Source organism: Maccoyibacter intestinihominis (genome assembly GCF_040096355.1).
In the GTDB taxonomy this organism is placed as follows: Bacteria; Bacillota; Clostridia; order Lachnospirales; family Lachnospiraceae; genus Maccoyibacter; species Maccoyibacter intestinihominis.
In genome coordinates this window covers 1-22,174 of sequence record NZ_JBBMEX010000004.1, presented here as the reverse complement: position 1 = coordinate 22,174, position 22,174 = coordinate 1, and the positions used below count along the sequence as shown (strand labels likewise).

The following is a 22,174-nucleotide window of genomic DNA, read 5'->3' as shown; positions in this document are numbered from 1 at the left end:
CATTTAGAAGGCGGAAGAATTGAAGGTGAAAATATCAAAGCAAAGTTGCAGACAGGAGAGTTTGGTTTAGATATGGCAGAGTATATGGGCGAATATAAAATAATAAGAAGGATGGATGGTGGTGGAAATGCCAACGTTTTTGTTGCGGAGAATGCAAGAGGTGAAGAGGTCGCGATCAAAATTCTTCGAGAAGAAAGTGGTAACGGAAAAAAGGCGGTAAAAAGGAATAGAAAAAAGAGAATACGTTTTAAGATTGAGACGGAGATGGTAGTTGGGATTCAAGATGAAATTAAAGGGGTTATTCCTATTTTTTCTTACGGATTACCTGATGAAAAAACAAAAAAATATTGGTACGCAATGCCAATTGCTATACCCCTTGAAGATAAATTGAAGGAAGTGAAAAGTCTTGAAGATAAAGTGAATTGTGTTTTGGAACTGGCAAGAACTTTGGAAGCGTTACATAAAAAAGATATTGTTCATCGAGATATAAAACCGAAAAATATATACTTTTACAATGGTAAGTATTGTCTTGGAGATTTTGGCTTAGTTGACTATCCTGAAAAGAGAGATTTGACGTCGCTTCAAGAAGCAGTTGGTCCAAAGGCTACAATGGCTCCTGAAATGAGATATAATGCAAAAAATGCTGATGGTAAAAAGGCAGATGTGTATTCTCTTGCAAAAACATTATGGATTGTATTGACTGGAGTAGATCATGGATTTGAAGGTAGATATGAAGAAGATGATGCGATAATTGGACTGCGTAATGACAAGAGGTATAAAAAGGAACATTTAGTGGAATTGGAAGAACTATTAAAGCAGGCAACAGAGTACGATCCGTCATTGAGACCTAGTATGGAAACTTTTGTGACAACACTTGAAAAATGGTTAGAGGTAGTAAGCAATTTTCAAAAGAGCAATTATAGTGAGTGGAAATATTTACAGAATAGGCTGTTTCCTAAAACAGTACCATTACATGCTGAGTGGAGAGATATAGATTCTATTATAAAAATTTTAAATGATATAGGAAGTATGCCTGGACTAAATCATATGTTTTTGCCAACTGGAGGGGGACAGGATGTAGAATCGGCAAAATACGCAAACGAAGAAGGATGTATCTGTTTGGTAGCTGGAGGTTGTAACTACATATTTAAACCGTATAGGTTGGAATTAGAAAATTACGGGAAAAGAGATTATAGATGGGGTTATTTTAGATTACAATTAGAACCAATAGAACCTATTTCTAATGCGATATATGAGGATTGTCGTGAGTCATTGATAGAAGATTTTCCGGGACATTATATAGAGAGCAATCTGGCAAGTTATGGAAGATATGATGATGGAACAGAGTTTCCTAAAGGACACAGACAAGTCGACAGATTTTTGAATGGCTCGTTTGTTATCTTTTCAAAACAATCTGTATATAATCACATCTCTGGAACTTATGATGCAAGGCATAATAAAATGAGCAGTATGGAATTTCGACATTATATTGGAACTATGAGACAATCATATTATATGATGAAAGATTTTACTAAATTTTCAAGCATTTACCAGAAGAATCCATTTAGTATTAAAGAAGAAAAAGAGGATGTAGAAATCCATAGGAGAATAGAAGAAAGTTGTAAGTTTGACAAATTTATCGAAGAAAATTGGAATAAATGGTGCTTAAAAGATATTTGTGATGAAAATAATAATAAAAATGATGGTAAGTTGGAATTTGCTATTATGTTTCATATAAATGGTGGAACTTTTGGTGCAAGAAAATATGTGGCGGAGACAGGATATATTTGTGAAGAAGATGTTATACCATATCCGGTAAGCAAGGATGGGAAATATTTATTTACAGATTTTAACGGAGCAGTTAAGGCTATTGTTGAAATGAAAGATTATATAAAAAAAATATGCAGTGAATCAGGGATAGTATGGCAGGAAATGGGTATTTATTTTACAATAAAACTGTTTCGGATAAAATCTCCATCACATATATTTACTGAAGAAGAAATTAAAGAAGTATTAAGAGCAGGAAATGACTTTAGGAATAACCGATTGGTTATTGATGAAGAAGGATATGCCCAGTTAATAGATAGTGATTTACATTATGAATGTTATCGATATCCAGTGTCTCAAGAGAGTTATGATGCTCGAAATAATTATGTTGGACAATACGCGAATTTGGATGATGTAGGTGAAATCTATCTGGCTATGCTTGATGGTTGGTTACATCACTTGCGTACAGGGCAAAGGTATGACGTTGATTATTATGATCAATGTGAAGATGCGGAAAAGATGTTAGCAGAAATAAAGCAATACTATCAATAGTGCGTGGGGTAAAATTTATCCCCCTAGGTGGAGTATGAACCTTTTCGCAAAAGGCAACAGTTTCGCTATTTAGTATAAGAAGTAACTTTCACTGCATGTTGAAACAGTGGCTCTGCTGACGAGAAAAGCCCCGTAAATCAAAGGTTTCCGCCGATTTGGGGCAAAAATGGATGTGTGTTTCAGTTTCCGCAGAATGGGTATGAGGGAATTGATTTACCCCAGGGATAAGATTTTCGGAATTATCAGTATACATTTTGGCAAAAGGAATACTTTTTCGCAAAAGAGAAGGAAGATGACGATATGAGAAGAAGAAAAGAAGAGTATAAGCAAAATAATTTCAATGGAAATGTGAATTTTACAGGAAAAACTCAAATTGCAGCAGGAGATATTATCAATAATATCTCGGAAGAGAAGCAAAAGACGGCAAATTATGATCCAGAACCAAAATGGCGTAGTCCATTTACTTTAGCTGTTTTAACATGGATTAGCACTATTATTGCAATTGTAGGAATATTTCCGTTTGCCAAAATAGTAAAAAGTATAGTTTGCTTTTTTAGAGGGATGAATGGAAATACAATAAGTTTAGATATGCAGAAATATTCTATTATTTTTATAATATTTGTATTTTTATTTTTAATCTTTTTTACACTTAGAAGAATTGCTAAAAAGCAAACGAGACATCCTTTGTTTTTCAATTTTGCAATTAGTGGTTATGGGAATAGATTGACCATAGAGAAAATACATATTGAAGGATGCCCTCAATGTGGGGGCAAAATGAAATATTATAATAAACCAGTGGAATGGAGAGAAATTCTTCGTAGTGATGGAAGCACGAAACGTGAAGTGACAAAAAGAATACCTGTGTTAGAATGTAAGCGAAATGCAGAACATTGGTATGCAGTTGATCCTGCCGAGGACAGGGTAAAGTAGTAACATTAAAAGGAATTTTCAAATGGTTAAGGTATTTACCCCACCCTTAAGTTAATAGTGTCACTTTCGCTATGCAGTATAAAATCAAAGTTCAGGGGAATGTGGAGAGGATAAGATTTATAAAGAAGTTCGAAAGAATGCGAAAGATAAAGCTGATTTGGCAGAATCAACTTTAAAGAAGGTAAAAAAGGAGACAAAAGATGTAATGGGAAAACAATTTAAGAAACTACAGAAAAAGATATATAAAGCAGATGAAGAACTATTTTGGGACAGTATTTTGGACTTTTTTAAAAAAGAGAATCTATATGTTGCAGAAAATACAATTTTATGGAAGAGAGCAAAAAAATCAACCATAAAACAACTTAGAAAGTCTGTTAGAGAGGATATTATAATGAATGGAGGATGTCCTACATAGGAAAAACAAACATATGAATACATTTTTTAGGCAAAAGCTAACAAATAAAACGATTGATTTGTTAGAAAAAGTAGAAGATAGAAAAACAAGGGAAGAAGAGGAAGATTGTTTAATTTTAGAGTCACCGACTATTTTGGCTATAATAAGTCTGCCTGCGTTAATTATACTAGGAATTATAGTTCCGATCATTGCCATCCGAGAGGGGGACTATATATGGGGAATAATAGGTATGATCATATTTGGTGGAATGTGCAGTTGGCTGACAGGATATTCCTTATTTTGGAAAGTTGTGATAGATCATGAAAAGGTCGAATATCATAGTTTATTTTTTGGAATAGGGAGAAACTATCCGCTAAAGGATATCACAAGGGTATGTTATAATGAAATTGAAGAAATAGAGGTATATAAGGGAAAACGTAGGGTTTTTAAGGTATCTAGTGGTACTTATGGAATGGATGAATTGGTAGAGTGGTTTAGAGAGGAAGGGGTTTTAGTAGAGGATAATACTCCTAGAGAAGAATGTTATAAAATAATGTGGCATACAGAAGAGGCATGGATTGTTATAATTGTAGTAAATGTAATGGGAGTAACTCCGGGGATAGGGTTTATCTTATATTGTATGTACAAAAATATTTCTTTACAAACTACAGGCGAAATACTGGAGACCATTGTATACTCTATACTAGTAATAGATGCTTTGATATTAGAGTGGTTATTGACTATCCGTGAAAAAGTTTTTTATCTAAAATATCAGGATGGAAAATATAGTTATCATCAGTTGTTTCATAAAGAAAAAACATTTGAATTAGATGAAAGAATTACTTATAAAGCAAGGGAAGATGGAATTGTTATATATCAAGATAATAAACGATTATTTTTAACTTCTCATGGTTATACAAATGCAGAGTTCTTTGGCAGAACTTTATTAGAAAAAAATATCAAATGTATCAAGGGAGAGCAGTATATGGAAAAATATAGGGATAAGGGTCAGGAAGAGATATGAAAAAACTTTTAAATGTAATAAAGAAAATAATATGTGTGTTTGGTGGGATTATTTTGATCCTGGTTATACAGATAAGTATTTGTATTTGGAGACATCATGGAAGAGGAATTGAAAAAAGGAGAAAGTGCAGAGGCACTGACCGTAGAAGGACAGAAACCGGACGCGGTGATTCCCTATGAAGAGAACGGAAAGAAGTGGTATTTTTGGTATTTTACAGATCTGCAGAGTGATAAAGAAGGAAATGAGTTAGAGTATACGTTAAAGCAGTAGAAAAACGGGAGAAGCATATGAATACATTTTTTAGGCAAAAGCTAACAAATAAAACGATTGACCTGTTAGAAAAAGTAGAAGATAAAAAAGCAAGGGAAGAAGAGGAGGAAGATTGCCTGGTAGTTGATGCTCCTACAGTATATGCAATCATAGGCTTACCAACCTTGATCATCTTAGGAATTATACTTCCAATCCTTGCTATACGGGAGGGGGAGTATTTATGGGGCATAATAGGTATAATCATGTTTGGTGGAATGGGAGGTTAGTTAAGCGGATTTGCTTTATTTTAGAAAGTTATAATAAATCATGAAAAGGTAGAATTCCATAGTTCTATTTTTGGAATAGGAAGAAGTTATCCGCTAAAAGATATCACGAAGGTATGTTATGACGAAGTTAAATCCTTAAAAGTTTATAAGGGAAATCATAGGGTGTTTAGAGTGTATAGTGGTACATATGGAAGTGATGACTTGGTGGAATGGTTTGCAGAGGAAGGAATTGTGGTAGAGGATCATACTCCAAAAGAGGAATGTTATAAAGTAATGCCACATCCGGTACATACATGGGAATTAATGGGATTAAATATATTCATAGTAATTCCTGGCAATATATGCGTGTTGTATCTTATGTATAGAGACTTCCATCTTGAAAGTGTAAAGGATATAGTGGTAACAGTTGGAATTATCGTTTGCATGATAGGATTTAGCATAGCAATTTTCATTGGATGCTGTTATGAGGCATTTTACTATTTGAAATATCAGAATGAAGAGTATAGCTATTATCTACCGTTTCATAAAGAAAAAAAGTTTGAGTTAGATGAAAAAATCACATATAAAGCAGATGAAAATGTGATTACGGTATATCGCAATAGGAAGAAATTGTTTGAAGTGTACCATGCTTCTGAAAATATTGAATTTTTTGGAAGTACTTTGTTGGAAAAAGATATTCAATGTATTCAGGGTGAAAAGTATATGGAGAAATATCGAAAGAAAGATGTAGAGGAAGAGATATGAAAAAACTTTTAAATGTAATAAAGAAAATAATATGTGTGTTTGGTGGGATTATTTTGATCCTGGTTATACAGGCAAGTATTTCATCCATTTTACGTCTGATTAATCCAACAGAAGAAGATCCAGAAGAAAAGAAAGAATTGGAAGTAGAGGCTGTATATACGGGAGGGGGGACATTTAGTCTAAATACAGAAGAAGAACGGCTGAAGGGAAAAAAATTTTATCCAACCATACAGGAAGCCGTTGCGGGTTCTGCGATAGGGAATGAGCAAGGAGAGGAGTATCAAAAAGGTATAGATCATGTCATTGCAACTTTTGAAAATAGTAATTATGTAATTATGCTATGTCAGTCATGCAAAGGAAATAGTGAGGTTTGTAGGGCGTGGGTCAAATTAAAAAAAGAGAAAATAGATGGTAAAGACCGATATGCCTTTCTGGAAACACATCCGGTTACGATGTTTAGAAAGAACCGGTCCACAAAGTATAGTGAGTATGATATGGTAGGTTATGATTTATGGACCGGGGATTATTATATGCAGGATCTTAGTGCCTATTCCAAAGAAAAAAGGTTCGCAAGCGGTGATGTGATGAAATATGGTTTAAGAGGGGATGAGAGCATAAATAAGCTGAGTGTGGAAGGGCAGAAACCGGATGGAATCGTAGAATATAAAAATTTCGGTGAGGTCTGGTATTTTTGGTATTATACAGATTTAAAAAGCAAGAAAAAAGGTACTGAATTGAACTATACATTAGGGGGAAAAGACAATGAATAAGAGTAAGGGAAAAAAGGCAGGAAAAATATGTGAAAATATCTTATTCGTGATTGGAATTTTAGGGATAGTCATTTTATATTGGTATGACAGGTCCATCACTTTAGACCCCAACATAAAAGAATCTTATACCGGTGAATACCCTCGTTATGTTAGTGAGGTTAACGAAGATGATATACCCGATGAAGAGTATTATCCAACCATGGAAGAAGCCCTACAAAAGGCAGATGTCTATTATGATGAGTATGAACCGTATCAGAAAAATATAGATCATCTTTTAGTTGATATGGAGAATGATCAGTACAGATTCATCTATTATCAATCTATTCAAAAGAAAAAAAGTGTGAATACATTTGCAACTTTTAAGATACGGGAAGTTGACGGCAAAAAACAGTATGCTTTTTTACGTTCTTATGTAAGGGACTCTGAAAAATTTTATAAAGGAATAGGAGATGCTGATAAGAATACAAAGGCACAGTTAGCAAGAAGTGACTATATGCAGCACTATGGAATTGACAAAAATGCAAGATTTGTATTTGGGGACATCATGGAAGAGGAATTGAAAAAAGGAGAAAGTGCAGAGGCACTGACCGTAGAAGGACAGAAACCGGACGCGGTGATTCCCTATGAAGAGAACGGAAAGAAATGGTATTTTTGGTATTTTACAGATCTGCAGAGTGATAAAGAGGGAAATAAATTAGAGTATACGTTAAAGCAGTAGCAAAACGGGAGAAATATATGAAGAAAAAATTTTGGAGAAAAGTTAGAGATAAAATAGAGGATTTTTTGGATGTGATAGATGATAAGAGTCCGGCAACCGTTGAAGATGAAGATCGTCTGGTAGCATCCGCACCTACTTTTTTAGCATTCATTGGTGCACCTATATTTCTTTTGGGGATCGTGTTTCTCACGAAGTGTATTCCGAAAAGGGAGTATTATGTGGCAGGCGTAGTTACTATTTTTATGATAATACCGGGATTTTTGTTAACAGGATATGCCTTATTTTGGAGAGTGATAGTGGATCATGAGAAAGTCAGATACCATAGTCTGTTTTTTGGTATAGGAAGAAGTTATCCGTTAAAAGCAATCACAAGGGTATGCCGCGATGAGGTGTACTGTTTAAACATCTATAAGGGAAAGCGTAAAGTTATTACGGTTGATGACGAAATAGAAGGAATTCCGTATCTGATGAAGTGGTTTGCGAATGAAGGTATTTTAGTAGAAGATTTAAAACCGGGACCGGAGTATTATAAAGTAATGGAGTATCCGATCCATAATTGGCTGATGAGTGCATTTGAAGCATTTCTGGCACTTCCCCTTTTGGGATTATGGATATATCTTTTATATAAAGATGGAGAGATACAAGGGGGAATGGAGATATTAGGAGTGATATTAGCTACAATATTATTAGTAGGAATAAATATCATAATGATCCTGGGAATTATATATAACAAAGTGTTTTATTTAAAATATCAAAATGGTATCTACCGTTATAAAAAATTATTTCATGAAGAAGAAATATTAAAATTAGATAAAACACTCAGCTATAAAGTGGATTGGGATGAGGGAAATATCATTCTATATCGCGACCGGAAGAGACTTTTTACGCTTCATAAAGGAATGGCAAATGTCCGGCAATTTGTAGTAGACACATTATTAGAGTCGGATATTCCATGCATTGAAGGTGAGAAATATTTAGAAACATTCTGGAGAAAAAAACTATGAAAAAATAAATAAGAGATACAGCAGCTATAATTTTCCAAAAAACAGCACATACTCATACCAAACAATAGTTTAGTGAGGGTATGTGCCATGAAAACATTTCAGGAATTATATCAGGATATTTTAGAGCAGGAGATAGGCAAGGGAAGAAAAATAACAGGTGACTACAATCCTGTGCATATGGATTGTCTGTTGCATCCGGAACAGTATGCGCCGGTGATTGCGGCAGAAAGCTGTGTGTCCTGCGAGGATGAGCGGGCATGCATGAATAGCTGCGTTTTTGATGCGATTGAGGGGAAAAACGGTGAGATTCATATTAACGCAGAAAAATGCACCGGTTGTGGAGAATGTATAGATGTTTGCAAATTAGAGCGTATTACAGCGAATAAAGATGTACTTCCGGTCATACAGGCGGTCAGAAGCGGGAAAAAAGATGTCTATGTGCTGATTGCACCGGCATTTACGGGACAGTTTGGCGAAAAAGCAACACCGGGGCGGCTGCGGACAGCTTTTAAAGCTATTGGATTTAAAGGAATGGTAGAGGTTGCCGTTTTTGCAGATATTTTAACATTAAAAGAGGCACTGGAATTTGAACACCATGTACAAAAGAAAGAGGATTTCCAACTGACAAGCTGCTGTTGTCCCGTGTGGATTACCATGATCAGAAAAATTTATTCAGAACTGGTGCCACATGTGCCGGGAGCAGTATCGCCCATGATTGCAGCCGGAAGAGTAGTCAAAGAATTGTATCCGGATGCAATGACCGTATTTGTAGGACCTTGTATGGCAAAGAAAAAAGAAGCCAGAGAAGAGGATATTGCAGATGCGGTGGATTATGTGCTGACCTTTCAGGAGGTACAGGATATTTTTGATGCAGCGGGAATTCAACCGGAGCTTTTAAGTGAAGATGAAAAAGAGCATTCTTCCAGGGCAGGGCGGATTTATGCAAGAACAGGCGGTGTTTCAGAAGCAGTGAAAAAGACCGTGGAGCAGATAGACCCTGATAAAAAAATCCCGGTAATTCCGGAACAGGCAGATGGTGTTCCGGCATGTAAAAAACTGATAGAACGGATACAAAAAGGCGAGACAGAAGCTAACTTTTTTGAGGGAATGGCATGCAACGGTGGATGTGTCGGTGGACCAAAAATCATCATCAAAAAAGAAGAAGGAAAAGAGCGGGTAGATGCCTACGGAGACGAAGCACAATATAGGACACCATTGGAAAATCCTTTTGTGTTAGAATTGTTAGAACGGCTCGGTTATGATTCCGTAGAAAATTTTTTAGAAAACAGCAAAATTTTAACCAGAGATTTTGGAGAGTAACAGCTCTCCATTTTTTTTAAACTATTTTTTCGTCATTTTTCACATTGACAGATGCAGGTCTGTATTTTATAATCAAAAACACTCAAGGGAGATTTCTACTCCTTTGGATTTTATCCCAATCAAAATTTTCTTATCAAAATCAAATTAGAATCAAATTATTCCAACAGATCAAAAAAATCAGGGAGGCATAATGTATGAGAACATTAATTGAAGAACACGGTGGCGCGATTGCAACAGCAGCAATTGTAATCATTATTATTGCAGCGATTGTAGCATTAGGACAGACCGGACATTTGCAGACCGTATTTACCGCATTGATTGATACATTTACACAGAAAGCACAGGAGGCAGCAAATTTTTAGAGAAAATTCATAGGAGAATCGTATGAGAGAACAGTTATCGCTGTCAGATATCCAGTATGGTCCGTTTCTGCCCTTTTTGCGGAAAAAGGATGTTACGGATATTGATTATAATGGCAGAGAATTGTGGATCAGGGATATCCACAACATCAGGCACAAAGTAACGGATGAAAAGATCAGACAGCGCTTAAATGAAGAATTTATTCAGTCTTTTGCCACGAATGTTGCAAATTTAGTCGGCAAAAATTTAACACCGACAGATAATGTCATAGAGGCAGAGACAGAAGAACTGCGGATCACTGTGATACATGAATCTGTTGCATCGACCGGCACCTGTATCTGTATCAGAAAAACACCTCCGGTACAGAGAATTACACCGAAAAAAGCGTTAGAAGAACATTATTGTGAAGAAAAAGTATTGCATTTATTGGCAAATTGCGTCAAAGCAAAGTTAAATATGGTCTTTTGTGGAGAACCGGGAGTCGGGAAAACGGAATGTGCCAAATTTTTGACGGCATTTATTCCACCGGAGCAGAAAGTGATCACCGTAGAGGACACCAAAGAGGTACATTATCGGGAGATCAATCCGGAAAAGGACTGTGTAGAGCTTAAAGTGAATGAGTATTTTTCTTATAATGACGCAATGACAGAGGTGCTTCGCATGACACCGAACCGTGTCATGTTATCAGAAGCACGTTCCACGGAAGTAAAGCAGTTAGTAGAGTGCTGGACTACCGGAATTACGGGATTTACGACACTTCATACGGATGATGTGAGGAAGATCCCGGATCGTATTTTAAATATGATGCCAAGCCGTCAGGATGCAGAGAGATTAGAAAATGATGTCTATGTCGGAATGGATGTCGGTGTCCTGTTAGAGACAAGGAGTTCCGGGGAGGAGGGAAAACAGGAACGTTATATCAGCCAGATTGGATTTTTTTCCAGAGAAGATGGAAAAAATCGATGTGTCCTAGCGGTGCAGGGAGGCCAGCTCATAGAGCAGCAGGAGTTGAAATTTTTACCGGAGGACATAAAGAGAAAAATGGATAAAGCAGGGATTACAGATGTATTTTACTGTGAACAGCTGCAAAAAATGTTAGAAGAAGAGGGAATGGTGTATGAAAAAAATGTGGACGCTTAAAAATGCCGCAGTCGCCGTTTTAGGAGCATTATTTCTTGGGGGAATCTGTAAACTTGGAATTTTTTTCAGTGTGATGCTGGGAATCAGTCTTTTTCTTTTGCTTCCCGGAATCATGTCGGGATTGCAAAAAGAGAGAGAATCGTCGGAACGTTTTCTAGAGGTTTGTATTTATTTAGAGCAGATGGAGGGAGCGTATCGAAAAAACCGAAGAATCTACCAGTCTCTATTAGAAACTGAAATGCTTTTTAGGGATGGAAAAATGAAAGAAGTGTTACAGAAGGCAGTGAGGGAGTATGAAAAGGAAGATGCGGGGGCGGATGTATCGAAAAAAGCACTTTCTATCATAGAAGAAGCCTATGGATGTGAACAGATGGAATTAATGCATGATTTCTTTTTAAGAAATGAAGCACGGGGCGGAAATCCTGAAAAAGCCATCGGCATTTTAGACAAGAGGAGAAATGCATGGATTGAAGCTACGGAAAAATGTATGAGTGAGAAGAAAAATATGCTGATCTCTGTGATCCTGTCTACCGTGATCCTTTTCATTGTTTCGGAAGCGCTGATGTTTTTCCTGCCCAATGAGATGAATGTTATGACAAAGATGCCGGAAAGATTTGCAGTCGTGATAGAGATCAGCTGTTTATTATGTCTGATACGCCGTGCGATCAAAAAAAATGCAGCAGACTGGTTAGAAAAAAATAGTGAAAGACCGGAAAAGGACATCAAAAGGGAATATCTTTTTATTGAAAATTATGATGCAAAACGAGTATTATTCTCCAGTATCAAGTGGGCATGCCTGCCGGCAGGTCTGATGCTTCTAAGTTATCTTTTGAGCAAATCTTTTTTGAGTTTTGCCATAGGATTTCCAATTACAATTCTGATGTTGAATCAACATAAATTAGACTATGCACTTAAGAAAAAAAGAATCAAAAAAGAGATTGAGCGGGATTATCCGAAGTGGTTGTTAGGCGTTATCCTGTTTATGGAAACGGAAAGTGTACAGGGAGCAGTCTTTAAATCGAAGGATACCGCACCGAATATTTTAAAATATCCGTTAGAAAAAATGTGGGAAACATTGCAGAAATTTCCTACAAAACCGGATGCGTATTTTCAGTTCTTAGAAGATTATGATGTGCCACGAGTACATGAAAGCATGAAACTGCTCTATGCAATATCAACCGGAAAAGGCGGAAATACAAAAGAACAGATGCTTCAGATCGTAGAAAAGAACAATACCATGACGATGCAAAGTGAACGGATGAAAAATGATAACAAAGTTGCAGGAATGATGGGATATCTGTTTTATCCGGTTCTTCCGGTCGGAGTAAAAATGATGGCGGATATGTTCCTTATGATGCTTACATTGTATCAGAACATGGGACAGGTATTATGATTTTTATGCAGTAAAAGGAGGAACTAATGGATACTGTGATCAAAGGTTTTTTAGGAGTATTTATTTTTGCAATGATCGTCTATTTATCAGCAGGATTGATCTCGGCAGAGATGGATACTCATGCAGCAAGGAGTTATATGGATAGTGCAAAAAAGGAAATTGCAGAGTCTAATATGTCCCCAACCGTGATCACTGCCGTACAGGAACAGGCAGCAAGAAATGGATATCAGATGCAGATCACAACATATGGAGATGTTTTAGAGACAGATGGCGTAGAACTTAAGATGACCTATCATTATAAAATTCCAATTTTAGGAGTGGATCAGACACACATGGAAAGGGGATATGTAAATTAATGGAAAATTTAATTAAACAAAATGGCGAGACACTGGTGTATATAGCATTGTTTCTGCCGGTCATAGGTGGACTGGCAGAGGTATTAAAGGTGCTCAGTAGTTTATAACAAGGGGGATGTAACATGAAAGAATTTATGAACCAGCATGGTGAAACAGTTCTTGCAGGAACTGCAGCAGCATTGGTGATCAGCAGTTTTGCAGGAATGGCATTTGGAGGAGGATTTTCGCGTATAGCACATATTTTTTCTTCCTGGCTTTATGGGTAAGGAGGCAGTATGAAAAAAATAATACAGCTGATCGGTGGAATTTTCGTTGCCGCAATCTTAGTGATTGCGGTAACTGTTATTTATCAAAATCAAATTATCCCAAGACTAAAAACGGATGCTTTTAAAAATACAGAAAAGGAAACGGATTTTAGGGATGAAAGAGCTTTTTATGAAGCAGTATCGTATCATCCGGTATTTGAATATACAGGAGGAACAGCACAAAAAACAGTAATAGCATATGACGAAAATAATCAGGCAACAGCAGCTTCCGTAGAATATTCCGTATTAAAAGATATCTGTGTTACAGATAAAAAAGATGACTATGAAAAAACACTTGCCGAAGCCGTGGAGGAAAACCGGATCCGTAACATTGAGGTTACGGTAAGCACACCGGACAAAGAAGAGACATCCGATGCTTCCTATGCTAAAGAAAACCAGACCCTTACCTTTACAAAAAGCGGTATCTATTTAGTAAAGGTAACAGGAAAAGATGCATATAACAACCGGGCAGAAACCGAGTTTTTAGTTCCGGTGGAAACACAGTGGAAATCAGAAAATAACGATAACTGGTAAAAAGGAGGGAAAGATCCATGAAAAATATCGTGATCGGCGTGGCATCTGCCATCGTACTGGTGCTACTGTTGTTCTGCATTTACACGTTGCAGGGGGAAGCGACCAGAAAAACGGAATCCTCCGATTCCATTACACAGGCAATGGAGAATGCGGCAGCAAAGATGACAGAGGATGAGGAAGTGTATACCGGCAATGAAGAGTTCCGGACAGCCTTTGTGCAGAACCTGATGCTCCAGTTAGACTCTGCTTCTGATGTCAAAGTAAAGATCTTAATGTCAGATTACCAAAAAGGACTGATACAGGCAGAGGTCACACAGCATTATAAAACTCCCCGTGGAGATGAAAAGGATGTTACGCAGACCAGGACCATTCTGGTAGAGAAGAACAAAAAAAACCCATAGGGAAAGGAGAGAGGAATCCATGAAACGAAAAGCGGTTGTAAGATTATTAGCCGGAACCTTATGTACTGCCACCATGGCAGGAAGCATCCTGCCGGATACGGCGGTGGCATATGCAAAGGAAAATCCGGTGGGGACAGTGGAAACAGCCACACAGGAAGAAACATCGGATACAGATAAAAAACCGGAAGCAGAAACACCGGAAAATACGGCAGATCCCGTAGACGGCAAGCAGAAAGAAGAAGATCCGACTGCCATAAATATGGAAGCAAAGGAAGAGGAAGCGTCAAAAAATAAAAAGGAAGATGGAAAAACAGGACAGACAGATTCCGGGGAGCAGGAAAAACAGCCGGTACAGGAATCCGGCGGTGCGGCAAATGATTTTAAAGTGGAGAAAAAGACAAAAAAGAGATCCGAAAACAGCACCGACAAGAAAAAAACGGAAAAGGGAAATGATTCACGAACAGAGCAGAACGAAGTAAAACCTCCAGTGGAGGAAGTCTTTGATGAAGGATACGCTGCTTCCTGCAAGACCTATAATGACATTTTAACAAACCTTTCCTTTGCAGAGGACAGTACCGTGCAGGATACGGCAAAATTCTTTGTGGATGAATGCAAGGAAGATCTCAAAAAGTTAGCAGATCCGAAAAGAAATTTAAGTGCCTTTTTAGACGGCAGCTATGAGGCTGCCATCAGAGCGGAAGAAGGAGAAGACGGATCACAGGATACCGAAAATGTAAGACCGACCGAACTGGTCACACAGTATGAAGAGAGCAAGCCGCAACTGGATGAGGTCATTGCCTGCTTAAATACCTTTGTGACAACCGATCATGAAACGCCGGAAGAAAAGGAAGCGGCATTACAGGCAGCATATGAAACACTGGATGCCTACTTAAACGCATCCAATGCCTGCCGTCCGCAGGTGTCATTGGAAACGCAGGAAAACGTATCCGTGCCGCTGGCAGCAGAAAAGACCGTCACAGAGAACGGAGTGCGGGCATTTGGCTGGAAGTATGATAAGTCTTATACAAGGATCAGTACCAATGATGTGGCGACCATTCAGGCATATGCAAAAAAAGGAGGAAAATACCTTATCAAGCTCCAACCAAAAGCAGATGGAGGAAAAAATCTTTATTGCGGACAGCGGATCGACGTATCCAATCATACAGAACTTGTTATCGTAAGTGAAAGTACAAACATTTCTCTTTGCGTTAAAAGCACCATGAGTAAAGACCCGAATACCTATTCCGATATGTTCCGTGTGGAAAAGGGTTCCTCCCTGACACTGGGGGATAATGAGAAAAACGGAAAACACGGTGTCATTTTGGATGGAAGAGGCACAGCACACATGGGGAGACTGGTCTGTGTGGAAGTCGGCGGCAGCTTAAACATCTATCCGGGAACGGAGATCAAAAACAACAACAGCATGGACGGACGCGGAAGCGGAATCATTAATAAAGGAACCATGATGATGTATGGCGGTACGATCAGCGGCAATAAATTTGCCACAACGGAAAAGAATTTTCAGGAAGTCAACCTCAAAGACGATGATGATAAGACCTACTGCCATGGAGGAGGACTCAGAAACGATGGAAACTGTACCATCAAGGATGGTACGATCAGCGGCAATACGGCAGCTACCGGAGGCGGTATCTATACCACGGGACCGGATTATGAGTCCGATCAGAAGGAAGCCGTCCTTAAGATCACAAAATGCAAAATAGAAAACAACAAAGCACTTGGTACGGACCGTGGAACCGGAGGCGGTATCGTGGTCGGTTCCTATATGGGATCTTACTACGACAAGACCTTAAAAAAGAACGTACCATATGTAAAAAACGGTGGAACGCTGATCATTGACGGAGGCGGTAATAATGAAGTCCATATCAGCGGCAATACGGCAGGAAACAGAAACTTCGGAGTTGCCGGAGGCATTATGAACAACGGATATGCAGAAATCAAAAACTGCATCATCGAAGATAATCAGGCATACAGCAAAGGAGCGGTCAAAAACGGTTCTTATGATGCGACAAAACCGGATATCCGCTATGGTGGACAGTCACGCCATGAAGGAACCATGGTCATGGAGAAGGTCAGCATCAAAAACAACGTGGCAAGGGAAAAAGGGGAAGATGGAACTCCAAGCAGCTCGGCAGTTGGAAACCATGGGAACATGACCATCAAAAACAGCAACATCCATGACAATACCTCAAAAGGACTCGCCAACTGCGGCACCGAAACAGGTCAGCCTGTCACACTGACCGTACAGGATACGGAGATCTATAGAAATAAGTCAGACGGCATCCATGCCTACGGTGAAAAGTCCGGTGCCGTGATAGACGGATGTAACGTACACGATAACTCCGGTCATGGCATCCGCAACAGCAGGACACTGACCTTTTCGGGAGGTACGACGAAAAGTGAGCAGAACGGAACGGCAAATAAATTTTATTACGGGTTAAAAAATAATGCAGGCGGTGATATCAAGATCCGGACCGGCTTAAACATCACAAAGAGTGCATCGAACGGTATCAGCAATGCAGGAAGCGTAACCCTTGCAGCAGGAAATACCCTGACCGTAAAAGAGAACAGGATCGGTATCAGCAACACCGGAACCTTTAAGGCAGACGGAACACTGGATGTAGAAAAAAATACCGGAACAGCCGTAAAGAACAGTGAGAACGGAACGTTTGACCTCAACAGCAATTCCACCATCGTAAACACCATGGCAGACGGAACCGCCATCATCAATGAAGAAAGCGGCGTCTTTACGGTAAAGAGCGGAACACAGCCGACCATCAGCGGGAAAGGCAAAGGAATCAGCAACAGTGCTACCTTCCACTATAACGGAAACGGAACCGTAACGGGAGATACGGATAACGGCATTTATAACAGCAGTACCGGTGTGTTAAACGTAACAGGCGGTGTGGATGTTACCGGTATGCAGAAACCGGGCATCAGCAATGCGGGAACTGCCACCATCTCTGGAATGGCAAGAGTACGGAGTGCCAGCAAAACGGCACTCTCCAACGGTAAGACCGGAACCTGCACCATCAGCGGTCAGGCTACGTTCCAGTATCTAGGTGGAGCAATCGGAACAGTCAACAATAAATCCATCTATAACGAAGGTCGCCTGATCAATACCTCGGCTGCAACCTATCTGTCCTCAAACAATAATTCCGTCTTACAGAACGGAACGTTTGAGATATCCTCGGATGCAAGCCATTCCAAGAACCTGTGCATCTACCTCTATGAGCAGAAATTTGTTACCGTTACCGGGACGCTCAACAGCGTCAACTACTTACAGCCAAAGAACCGGAAAGCAGGAAGAAAAGTGGCACAGGCATCCTATGCAGGAGCAGATGGCAGTACGATCCTAAATAAGCTGGCATTAACGGATGACAGCAAGTTCTGCTTAAGGAGCGGAAAGACACTGAACCTACAGAAAGCCAATGCCGCATTAAAGGGAAGTGGGATCAATGCATCGGACCTGATGGCAAAGGATGTCATCTTAAGTGAAGCCGTACAGGTTACATACAAAAGCGGATTAAATGCAGACATCGCATGTACCATGCCAAAAACACAGGATACCTACTGGTATGAGGATGTAAAGGTAAAGGCATCCGTAAATGTAAACGGAAAAGAGAGCATGAAGCCGTACATTCAGGATAAGGCACAGAGAAACATCTATCAGTTCCTCGGATGGTATGATAAGGACGGTGTGCAGCGTTATGATCCGGTGACGGATCAGTGGTATGACCCGGAAACCAGGAAATGGTCCAAAGAGTATACCTACAGCGGTGCCAAGGATCTTGTCCTGACGGCAAGATGGGAAAAATCCTACAACATCGCCTACCATGGAAACGGTCAGACCGTGGGGGATGACTACACACAGGAAAAGGATAAGAGCCTGATCATCTCCGATACGGAAATGTATAAGTTTGACGGAAAGTTCTACAAGGGACTGGTCGGGGAAGATACGTTCCAGAGGACGGAAACATACAAAAAAGATGAAAACGGAAACCTTCTGGATAAAAACAACAAAACCGTAACCGATGAAAGACGTGCGGCAAAACTGACGAGCTTAAACCCGGACACCGGAAAGGAAGAACCGTGTGAGGAGCAGTACAGTGTGAAGGAATGGGGAACATCGAAAGATGTGCTGAGTGAAGATAATGGAGAACGAACTTTTGAACTAGGTAAAGAACGAATCACAGGAGAAGTATATGATATTGCATTGCAGTCTACCAATGACAAAGGCGAAAACCTCTGCATTACCTATGATGCACCGGATGACATGGTGAAAAAGGGAAGGGAAGAAAAGCCGGCAGATAAGCTGAGCCTTGGCGTAAAGAAACAGGATGCTGCCGTTTATGGTGCTTCACAGGGGAAAATGACCAGCGGTACATGGCTGAACATATATGCCGTATGGGACAAGTTCCCACAGCTGGATGCCTACAACCGTTACTTCACGTTAAAACAGGCAGAAAACGGAGAGATCACAACGGAAGCCCTGCTTACCACCCTGCGTTTTAAGGACGAGGAAGATACAGACGGCAGGTACCTGTATTCTAAGGATTACGAGTACAACAAAAAGGAAAACTGTCTGATCATCAAAGGAAAAGACGGTGCCACCTTAAAGCTCCGTGCGGAAACAGACATGGAAAGCCTTAAGGAAACCGGAAAGAGCACCATCCGCTACACCTTAACGGATTCCGCAGGAAACATCACGACCAAGGAGGTAGAGTGCTGGATCGTGGATACTTCGGACATCCAAAAAGAGTATGACACCTATGTACGTTTCATCAGTCCGAAATACTACAAAAAGAACGGTGCATATGTTTCTAAGGAGAACGGAGGACTGGAGGAAAACTCCATCTGGAAAACGGACCCGGAGTATGCCGCATTGTTAGACAAAGCCATGAGCAATGAAAAACGCGGCATACAGAAAAAGAGTGTCCGTGTATTCGGTGTGAAGTTTGAAGCAGATGATCCGGGAAGCGGAACATGGGATCATGTGGAAGAAACATGGGAGTTCACACATGAACAGGTAAGATCCGTGGATGACTTTGTGGATGAGCATGGTTACATGAACTATAAGGAAAAGGACGGATTAAAGAAATTCCGTGAGCAATATAAAGACTGTATCAAGTAGTACAGAAAATGCCGGGTGCTGCGTATGCGGCATCCGACATTCCGATAGAGCCGCCTCATCATGGGGCGGTTTTATTATTATGATCGTTTATTTTTCTGTTATTCTTTGGCTATCTTTTATCTATCCCGTTTCTATCCTCATGCTATCCGAAAACTATAATTTCCTTTACATGCCACAATCCCGCAGAAATCAAGGGTTTTGTGGATTTTGGTTGACACAATCATTATGCTATTTTACAATTATAAAATATGTATAAAATAGCTATAATATAACTATTTTATATTGAAAAAAAGTATAAATAATGGTAAAATATATTTAGTAATAAAGGAAATACAAAAACTACATTTTTAAAATACATATTCTGTGGAGGATTTCAATTATGAAAAAAAGAGTTTTAGCATTGATCTTAGCATCGGTGATCACCTTGACAAATGGTAACATCGCATTTGCAGCGGAAGCAGACAATGAAAATACAACAGATACAATGGTTATGGAAGAAGCTGTAGGAGAAAGCACACAGCCGAAACCGGAAGAAGATTTAGAATCTGAAGAACCGGAAGAGGTTGCGGAAGATGATCCGGCAGAAAATGAAGAGGAAACTGCTACAAATACTGTTACAACAGATAAAACAGACAAGAGAGAAGAGAACATTGATAATACCACATCAGAAAACATCACCGTGGAAACACTGGAAGATGTACCAGAACAGGGAGTAGCAACCAGTGGGAATTACGGTGCTAACATGGGTAATAACATCACATGGAACTTTGACGAAAGCACAGGTACTTTGACATTATCCGGAAATGGAGAAATGTATGATCTGCCGGATGGAGAAAAAGCACCATGGAGAAAAGATTTTAGACAGCAGGTACAGCACATTATCATTAAAGATGGAATTACAAGTATCGGAACAAAGGCGTTTTATGCACTTGATAAAGTTGTAGACATTCGTATTCCGAACAGCGTGAAGATAATCAAGAAAGGTGCTTTACAGAAATGCGAAAGTATCAAAGAACTTCATTTACCAAATGGTTTAGTAGGCATCGGAGAGGATGCGTTTGCTTTTATGAATGAATGTACGGGATTCAAGATTGATAACTCTGAAGAAGCTTCTTTCCATACTATCAATGGTGTGTTGTTTTTCGGAACAACCTTGCTCTATTATCCACAGAATAAAGCAGGGAACTCTTACAGTATTCCATATGGAACACAGATTGTAAAAAGCTGGTCGTTTACAAATCCTAAATATTTAACAACCGTATACATTCCAGAAACGGTAGTTAAAACTGGTGGTGATTCTTTTGCAAATCAGAAGCATAAAATGACAAATCCGATGACTTTTTGGGTTTCCACAAAAGGAAATTGTACAATGAATAAGGGTACATTTAGCAGCCTGCCATCTGGTTCAAAAGTAAAAGTAAAAACCACTGAATTAATGGATAAGTTAAAAAATTCCACATTAGAGGATGATGCAACTACAGTAGAACTCTATCAGCAGAACAATAACTATGACAATTACAATGCCATGAAACATGGATATGCTGATAAATCAAAACAGATTACATCCGGTACGATCCACCTTTTCGGAGTACATCAGGATGCAGCTACCGACTGCGTAACATGGAAAAGCAGTGATCCATCTGTTGCAGCCATTGTTGTACCAGAGGCTTATTTGGGAGATGATATAAAAGACCATATCCGTTATAATGAAGCGGAAACATCTTGCTCCGGTGGCTATGTCAAAGGCGGCACCAAACCGGGAACAGCCACCATTACCGTTACAAGGGAAGATAAAAAAGAACTTTTTTCCTTTACGGTTAAGAACGTGGTCCCGACTACAAGCACGGAGATTTATCATCAGGCAGACGGAAAACAGCAGGTATTAGGAAACAGCCTGTGCATCCATACAGGAAAAAGTGATACGGTCAGCTTACAGACCGTACCGGAATTAACCACGGCATTAGCAGGAACGGTTACATGGACTTCTTCAGACGATTCCAAAGTCGTTGTGGAACCCAGTGGGGCATATAATGAAAAAGCAACCCTCTCCCGGAAAGCAGCCGGTGATGTTACCGTAACGGCAGCCATGAAAGATGAGAATGGTAAAGAAATCAAAAAAACGTTTCAGGTTATCGGAGATAAGAGTACCGAAGACTGGTACGTCCTTGTAAATGATGGTGACCGGGTATGGGTGACAGATTCCACACCGGTAAAACCTATCGTGGTAGTGAGAGACAGTAAGGGTACGGTATTCAAAGAGGGAACTGATTACACCGTACAGTATCAGGATAATTATCTCCCGGATGGAAAGGCAGCACAGGGTGTATATGTATATGTTACACCGATTGGTTCGTATGTCGGCAATCCGGTTTTAACAGGACTGCTCAGCCTCTGCCGTGGCGAACAGACGGACGATACGGATAATCCTAAAAATCCGGACACTAATCAGAAAAAAGACGATAATCAGAATACCTCTGATTCAAAAAAACCACAGAACTCTTCCACTACGAATAATCTGAAAAAGCAGAAGATTACCAAAGTATCTTCCGCTTATAAGAAATCAGTCGGACAGAGTTTTACCTTAAAACCAAAAGCCAAGGGCAAGATCACCTATAAGACCGGTAACAAGAAAGTTGCAACGGTCAACAGCAAAGGAAAAGTAACCGTAAAGGGAACCGGAAAGGCAACCATCACGGTAACGGCAAAGGCAACATCCACCTACAGCAAGAGCGTGAAAAAGATCACGGTCTACGGTGTACCGAAAAAACCGGAAA

The 22,174-nt window shown here is 39.4% G+C and carries 20 protein-coding genes; all 20 read left to right on the top strand.

The annotated features are described in order from the left end of the window. The first annotated feature begins 72 nt into the window (after window positions 1-72). A complete protein-coding gene (locus WMO43_RS04880; RefSeq protein WP_353530309.1) occupies window positions 73-2,319 on the top strand; it encodes a protein kinase domain-containing protein in 2,247 nt (748 codons plus the stop codon). A gap of 300 nt (window positions 2,320-2,619) precedes the next feature. Next, complete coding sequence (locus tag WMO43_RS04875; protein ID WP_055238586.1) at window positions 2,620-3,249, top strand: hypothetical protein; 630 nt, start codon at window positions 2,620-2,622, stop codon at window positions 3,247-3,249. A gap of 157 nt (window positions 3,250-3,406) precedes the next feature. Then, on the top strand, window positions 3,407-3,664 hold the full coding sequence (locus WMO43_RS04870; protein ID WP_353530306.1) for a hypothetical protein: 258 nt from the start codon (window positions 3,407-3,409) through the stop codon (window positions 3,662-3,664). A 13-nt stretch (window positions 3,665-3,677) separates the two neighbouring features. Then, window positions 3,678-4,667: a DUF6560 family protein gene (locus WMO43_RS04865; protein WP_353530304.1), complete on the top strand. Its 990-nt coding sequence runs from the start codon at window positions 3,678-3,680 to the stop codon at window positions 4,665-4,667. A 96-nt stretch (window positions 4,668-4,763) separates the two neighbouring features. Continuing rightward, the gene (locus WMO43_RS04860) at window positions 4,764-4,937 is read left to right on the top strand and encodes a hypothetical protein (protein ID WP_353530303.1); all 174 of its coding nucleotides are present in this window, start codon (window positions 4,764-4,766) and stop codon (window positions 4,935-4,937) included. A gap of 17 nt (window positions 4,938-4,954) precedes the next feature. Then, a complete protein-coding gene (locus tag WMO43_RS04855; protein ID WP_353530302.1) occupies window positions 4,955-5,203 on the top strand; it encodes a hypothetical protein in 249 nt (82 codons plus the stop codon). 204 nt (window positions 5,204-5,407) lie between these two features. Continuing rightward, on the top strand, window positions 5,408-5,947 hold the full coding sequence (locus WMO43_RS04850) for a hypothetical protein (protein WP_353530300.1): 540 nt from the start codon (window positions 5,408-5,410) through the stop codon (window positions 5,945-5,947). Further along, window positions 5,944-6,717: a hypothetical protein gene (locus tag WMO43_RS04845; protein WP_353530299.1), complete on the top strand. Its 774-nt coding sequence runs from the start codon at window positions 5,944-5,946 to the stop codon at window positions 6,715-6,717. The genes WMO43_RS04850 and WMO43_RS04845 overlap by 4 nt, the downstream gene beginning before the upstream one ends. After that, window positions 6,710-7,435: a hypothetical protein gene (locus tag WMO43_RS04840; protein WP_353530297.1), complete on the top strand. Its 726-nt coding sequence runs from the start codon at window positions 6,710-6,712 to the stop codon at window positions 7,433-7,435. The genes WMO43_RS04845 and WMO43_RS04840 overlap by 8 nt, the downstream gene beginning before the upstream one ends. A 17-nt stretch (window positions 7,436-7,452) precedes the next feature. Beyond that, window positions 7,453-8,439, top strand: coding sequence for a DUF6560 family protein (locus WMO43_RS04835; RefSeq protein WP_353530295.1), 987 nt, complete (start codon window positions 7,453-7,455; stop codon window positions 8,437-8,439). An 87-nt stretch (window positions 8,440-8,526) separates the two neighbouring features. Then, window positions 8,527-9,759, top strand: a complete 1,233-nt coding sequence (locus WMO43_RS04830) for a [Fe-Fe] hydrogenase large subunit C-terminal domain-containing protein (protein WP_353530291.1) — start codon at window positions 8,527-8,529, stop codon at window positions 9,757-9,759. Between the two features lie 194 nt (window positions 9,760-9,953). Continuing rightward, window positions 9,954-10,121, top strand: coding sequence for a hypothetical protein (locus WMO43_RS04825; protein ID WP_353530290.1), 168 nt, complete (start codon window positions 9,954-9,956; stop codon window positions 10,119-10,121). 22 nt (window positions 10,122-10,143) lie between these two features. Further along, entirely contained in the window at window positions 10,144-11,259 is a 1,116-nt protein-coding gene (locus tag WMO43_RS04820) for an ATPase, T2SS/T4P/T4SS family (RefSeq protein ID WP_353530287.1), read from the top strand. Further along, window positions 11,237-12,652 carry a hypothetical protein gene (locus tag WMO43_RS04815; RefSeq protein WP_353530285.1) on the top strand — a complete coding sequence of 472 codons (1,416 nt, stop codon included), beginning with the start codon at window positions 11,237-11,239 and terminating at the stop codon, window positions 12,650-12,652. Before WMO43_RS04820 ends, WMO43_RS04815 begins: the two co-directional genes overlap by 23 nt. A gap of 26 nt (window positions 12,653-12,678) precedes the next feature. Further along, entirely contained in the window at window positions 12,679-13,008 is a 330-nt protein-coding gene (locus WMO43_RS04810) for a hypothetical protein (protein ID WP_177962829.1), read from the top strand. 122 nt (window positions 13,009-13,130) lie between these two features. Next, complete coding sequence (locus tag WMO43_RS04805) at window positions 13,131-13,274, top strand: hypothetical protein (RefSeq protein ID WP_353530284.1); 144 nt, start codon at window positions 13,131-13,133, stop codon at window positions 13,272-13,274. Window positions 13,275-13,283: 9 nt separating this feature from the next. After that, entirely contained in the window at window positions 13,284-13,847 is a 564-nt protein-coding gene (locus WMO43_RS04800) for a hypothetical protein (RefSeq protein ID WP_353530282.1), read from the top strand. A 17-nt stretch (window positions 13,848-13,864) separates the two neighbouring features. Further along, window positions 13,865-14,248 (top strand): hypothetical protein, encoded by a 384-nt coding sequence (locus WMO43_RS04795; protein ID WP_353530281.1) that lies wholly within the window; start codon window positions 13,865-13,867, stop codon window positions 14,246-14,248. Between the two features lie 19 nt (window positions 14,249-14,267). Continuing rightward, window positions 14,268-19,400 carry an autotransporter outer membrane beta-barrel domain-containing protein gene (locus WMO43_RS04790; RefSeq protein WP_353530279.1) on the top strand — a complete coding sequence of 1,711 codons (5,133 nt, stop codon included), beginning with the start codon at window positions 14,268-14,270 and terminating at the stop codon, window positions 19,398-19,400. 379 nt (window positions 19,401-19,779) lie between these two features. Continuing rightward, window positions 19,780-22,174: leucine-rich repeat protein (locus WMO43_RS04785; RefSeq protein ID WP_353530277.1), on the top strand; the 2,395-nt coding region annotated here is incomplete at its 3' end.

What these genes read in the sequence shown, in the direction of transcription:
- WMO43_RS04790 (WP_353530279.1), top strand. Translation starts at nt 14,268, where the DNA reads ATGAAACGAAAAGCGGTTGTAAGATTATTAGCCGGAACCTTATGTACT.
- WMO43_RS04810 (WP_177962829.1), top strand. Translation starts at nt 12,679, where the DNA reads ATGGATACTGTGATCAAAGGTTTTTTAGGAGTATTTATTTTTGCAATG.
- WMO43_RS04880 (WP_353530309.1), top strand. Translation starts at nt 73, where the DNA reads ATGGCAGAGTATATGGGCGAATATAAAATAATAAGAAGGATGGATGGT.
- WMO43_RS04860 (WP_353530303.1), top strand. Translation starts at nt 4,764, where the DNA reads ATGGAAGAGGAATTGAAAAAAGGAGAAAGTGCAGAGGCACTGACCGTA.
- WMO43_RS04800 (WP_353530282.1), top strand. Translation starts at nt 13,284, where the DNA reads ATGAAAAAAATAATACAGCTGATCGGTGGAATTTTCGTTGCCGCAATC.
- WMO43_RS04820 (WP_353530287.1), top strand. Translation starts at nt 10,144, where the DNA reads ATGAGAGAACAGTTATCGCTGTCAGATATCCAGTATGGTCCGTTTCTG.
- WMO43_RS04815 (WP_353530285.1), top strand. Translation starts at nt 11,237, where the DNA reads ATGAAAAAAATGTGGACGCTTAAAAATGCCGCAGTCGCCGTTTTAGGA.
- WMO43_RS04830 (WP_353530291.1), top strand. Translation starts at nt 8,527, where the DNA reads ATGAAAACATTTCAGGAATTATATCAGGATATTTTAGAGCAGGAGATA.
- WMO43_RS04855 (WP_353530302.1), top strand. Translation starts at nt 4,955, where the DNA reads ATGAATACATTTTTTAGGCAAAAGCTAACAAATAAAACGATTGACCTG.
- WMO43_RS04825 (WP_353530290.1), top strand. Translation starts at nt 9,954, where the DNA reads ATGAGAACATTAATTGAAGAACACGGTGGCGCGATTGCAACAGCAGCA.
- WMO43_RS04845 (WP_353530299.1), top strand. Translation starts at nt 5,944, where the DNA reads ATGAAAAAACTTTTAAATGTAATAAAGAAAATAATATGTGTGTTTGGT.
- WMO43_RS04795 (WP_353530281.1), top strand. Translation starts at nt 13,865, where the DNA reads ATGAAAAATATCGTGATCGGCGTGGCATCTGCCATCGTACTGGTGCTA.
- WMO43_RS04840 (WP_353530297.1), top strand. Translation starts at nt 6,710, where the DNA reads ATGAATAAGAGTAAGGGAAAAAAGGCAGGAAAAATATGTGAAAATATC.
- WMO43_RS04805 (WP_353530284.1), top strand. Translation starts at nt 13,131, where the DNA reads ATGAAAGAATTTATGAACCAGCATGGTGAAACAGTTCTTGCAGGAACT.
- WMO43_RS04865 (WP_353530304.1), top strand. Translation starts at nt 3,678, where the DNA reads ATGAATACATTTTTTAGGCAAAAGCTAACAAATAAAACGATTGATTTG.
- WMO43_RS04835 (WP_353530295.1), top strand. Translation starts at nt 7,453, where the DNA reads ATGAAGAAAAAATTTTGGAGAAAAGTTAGAGATAAAATAGAGGATTTT.
- WMO43_RS04875 (WP_055238586.1), top strand. Translation starts at nt 2,620, where the DNA reads ATGAGAAGAAGAAAAGAAGAGTATAAGCAAAATAATTTCAATGGAAAT.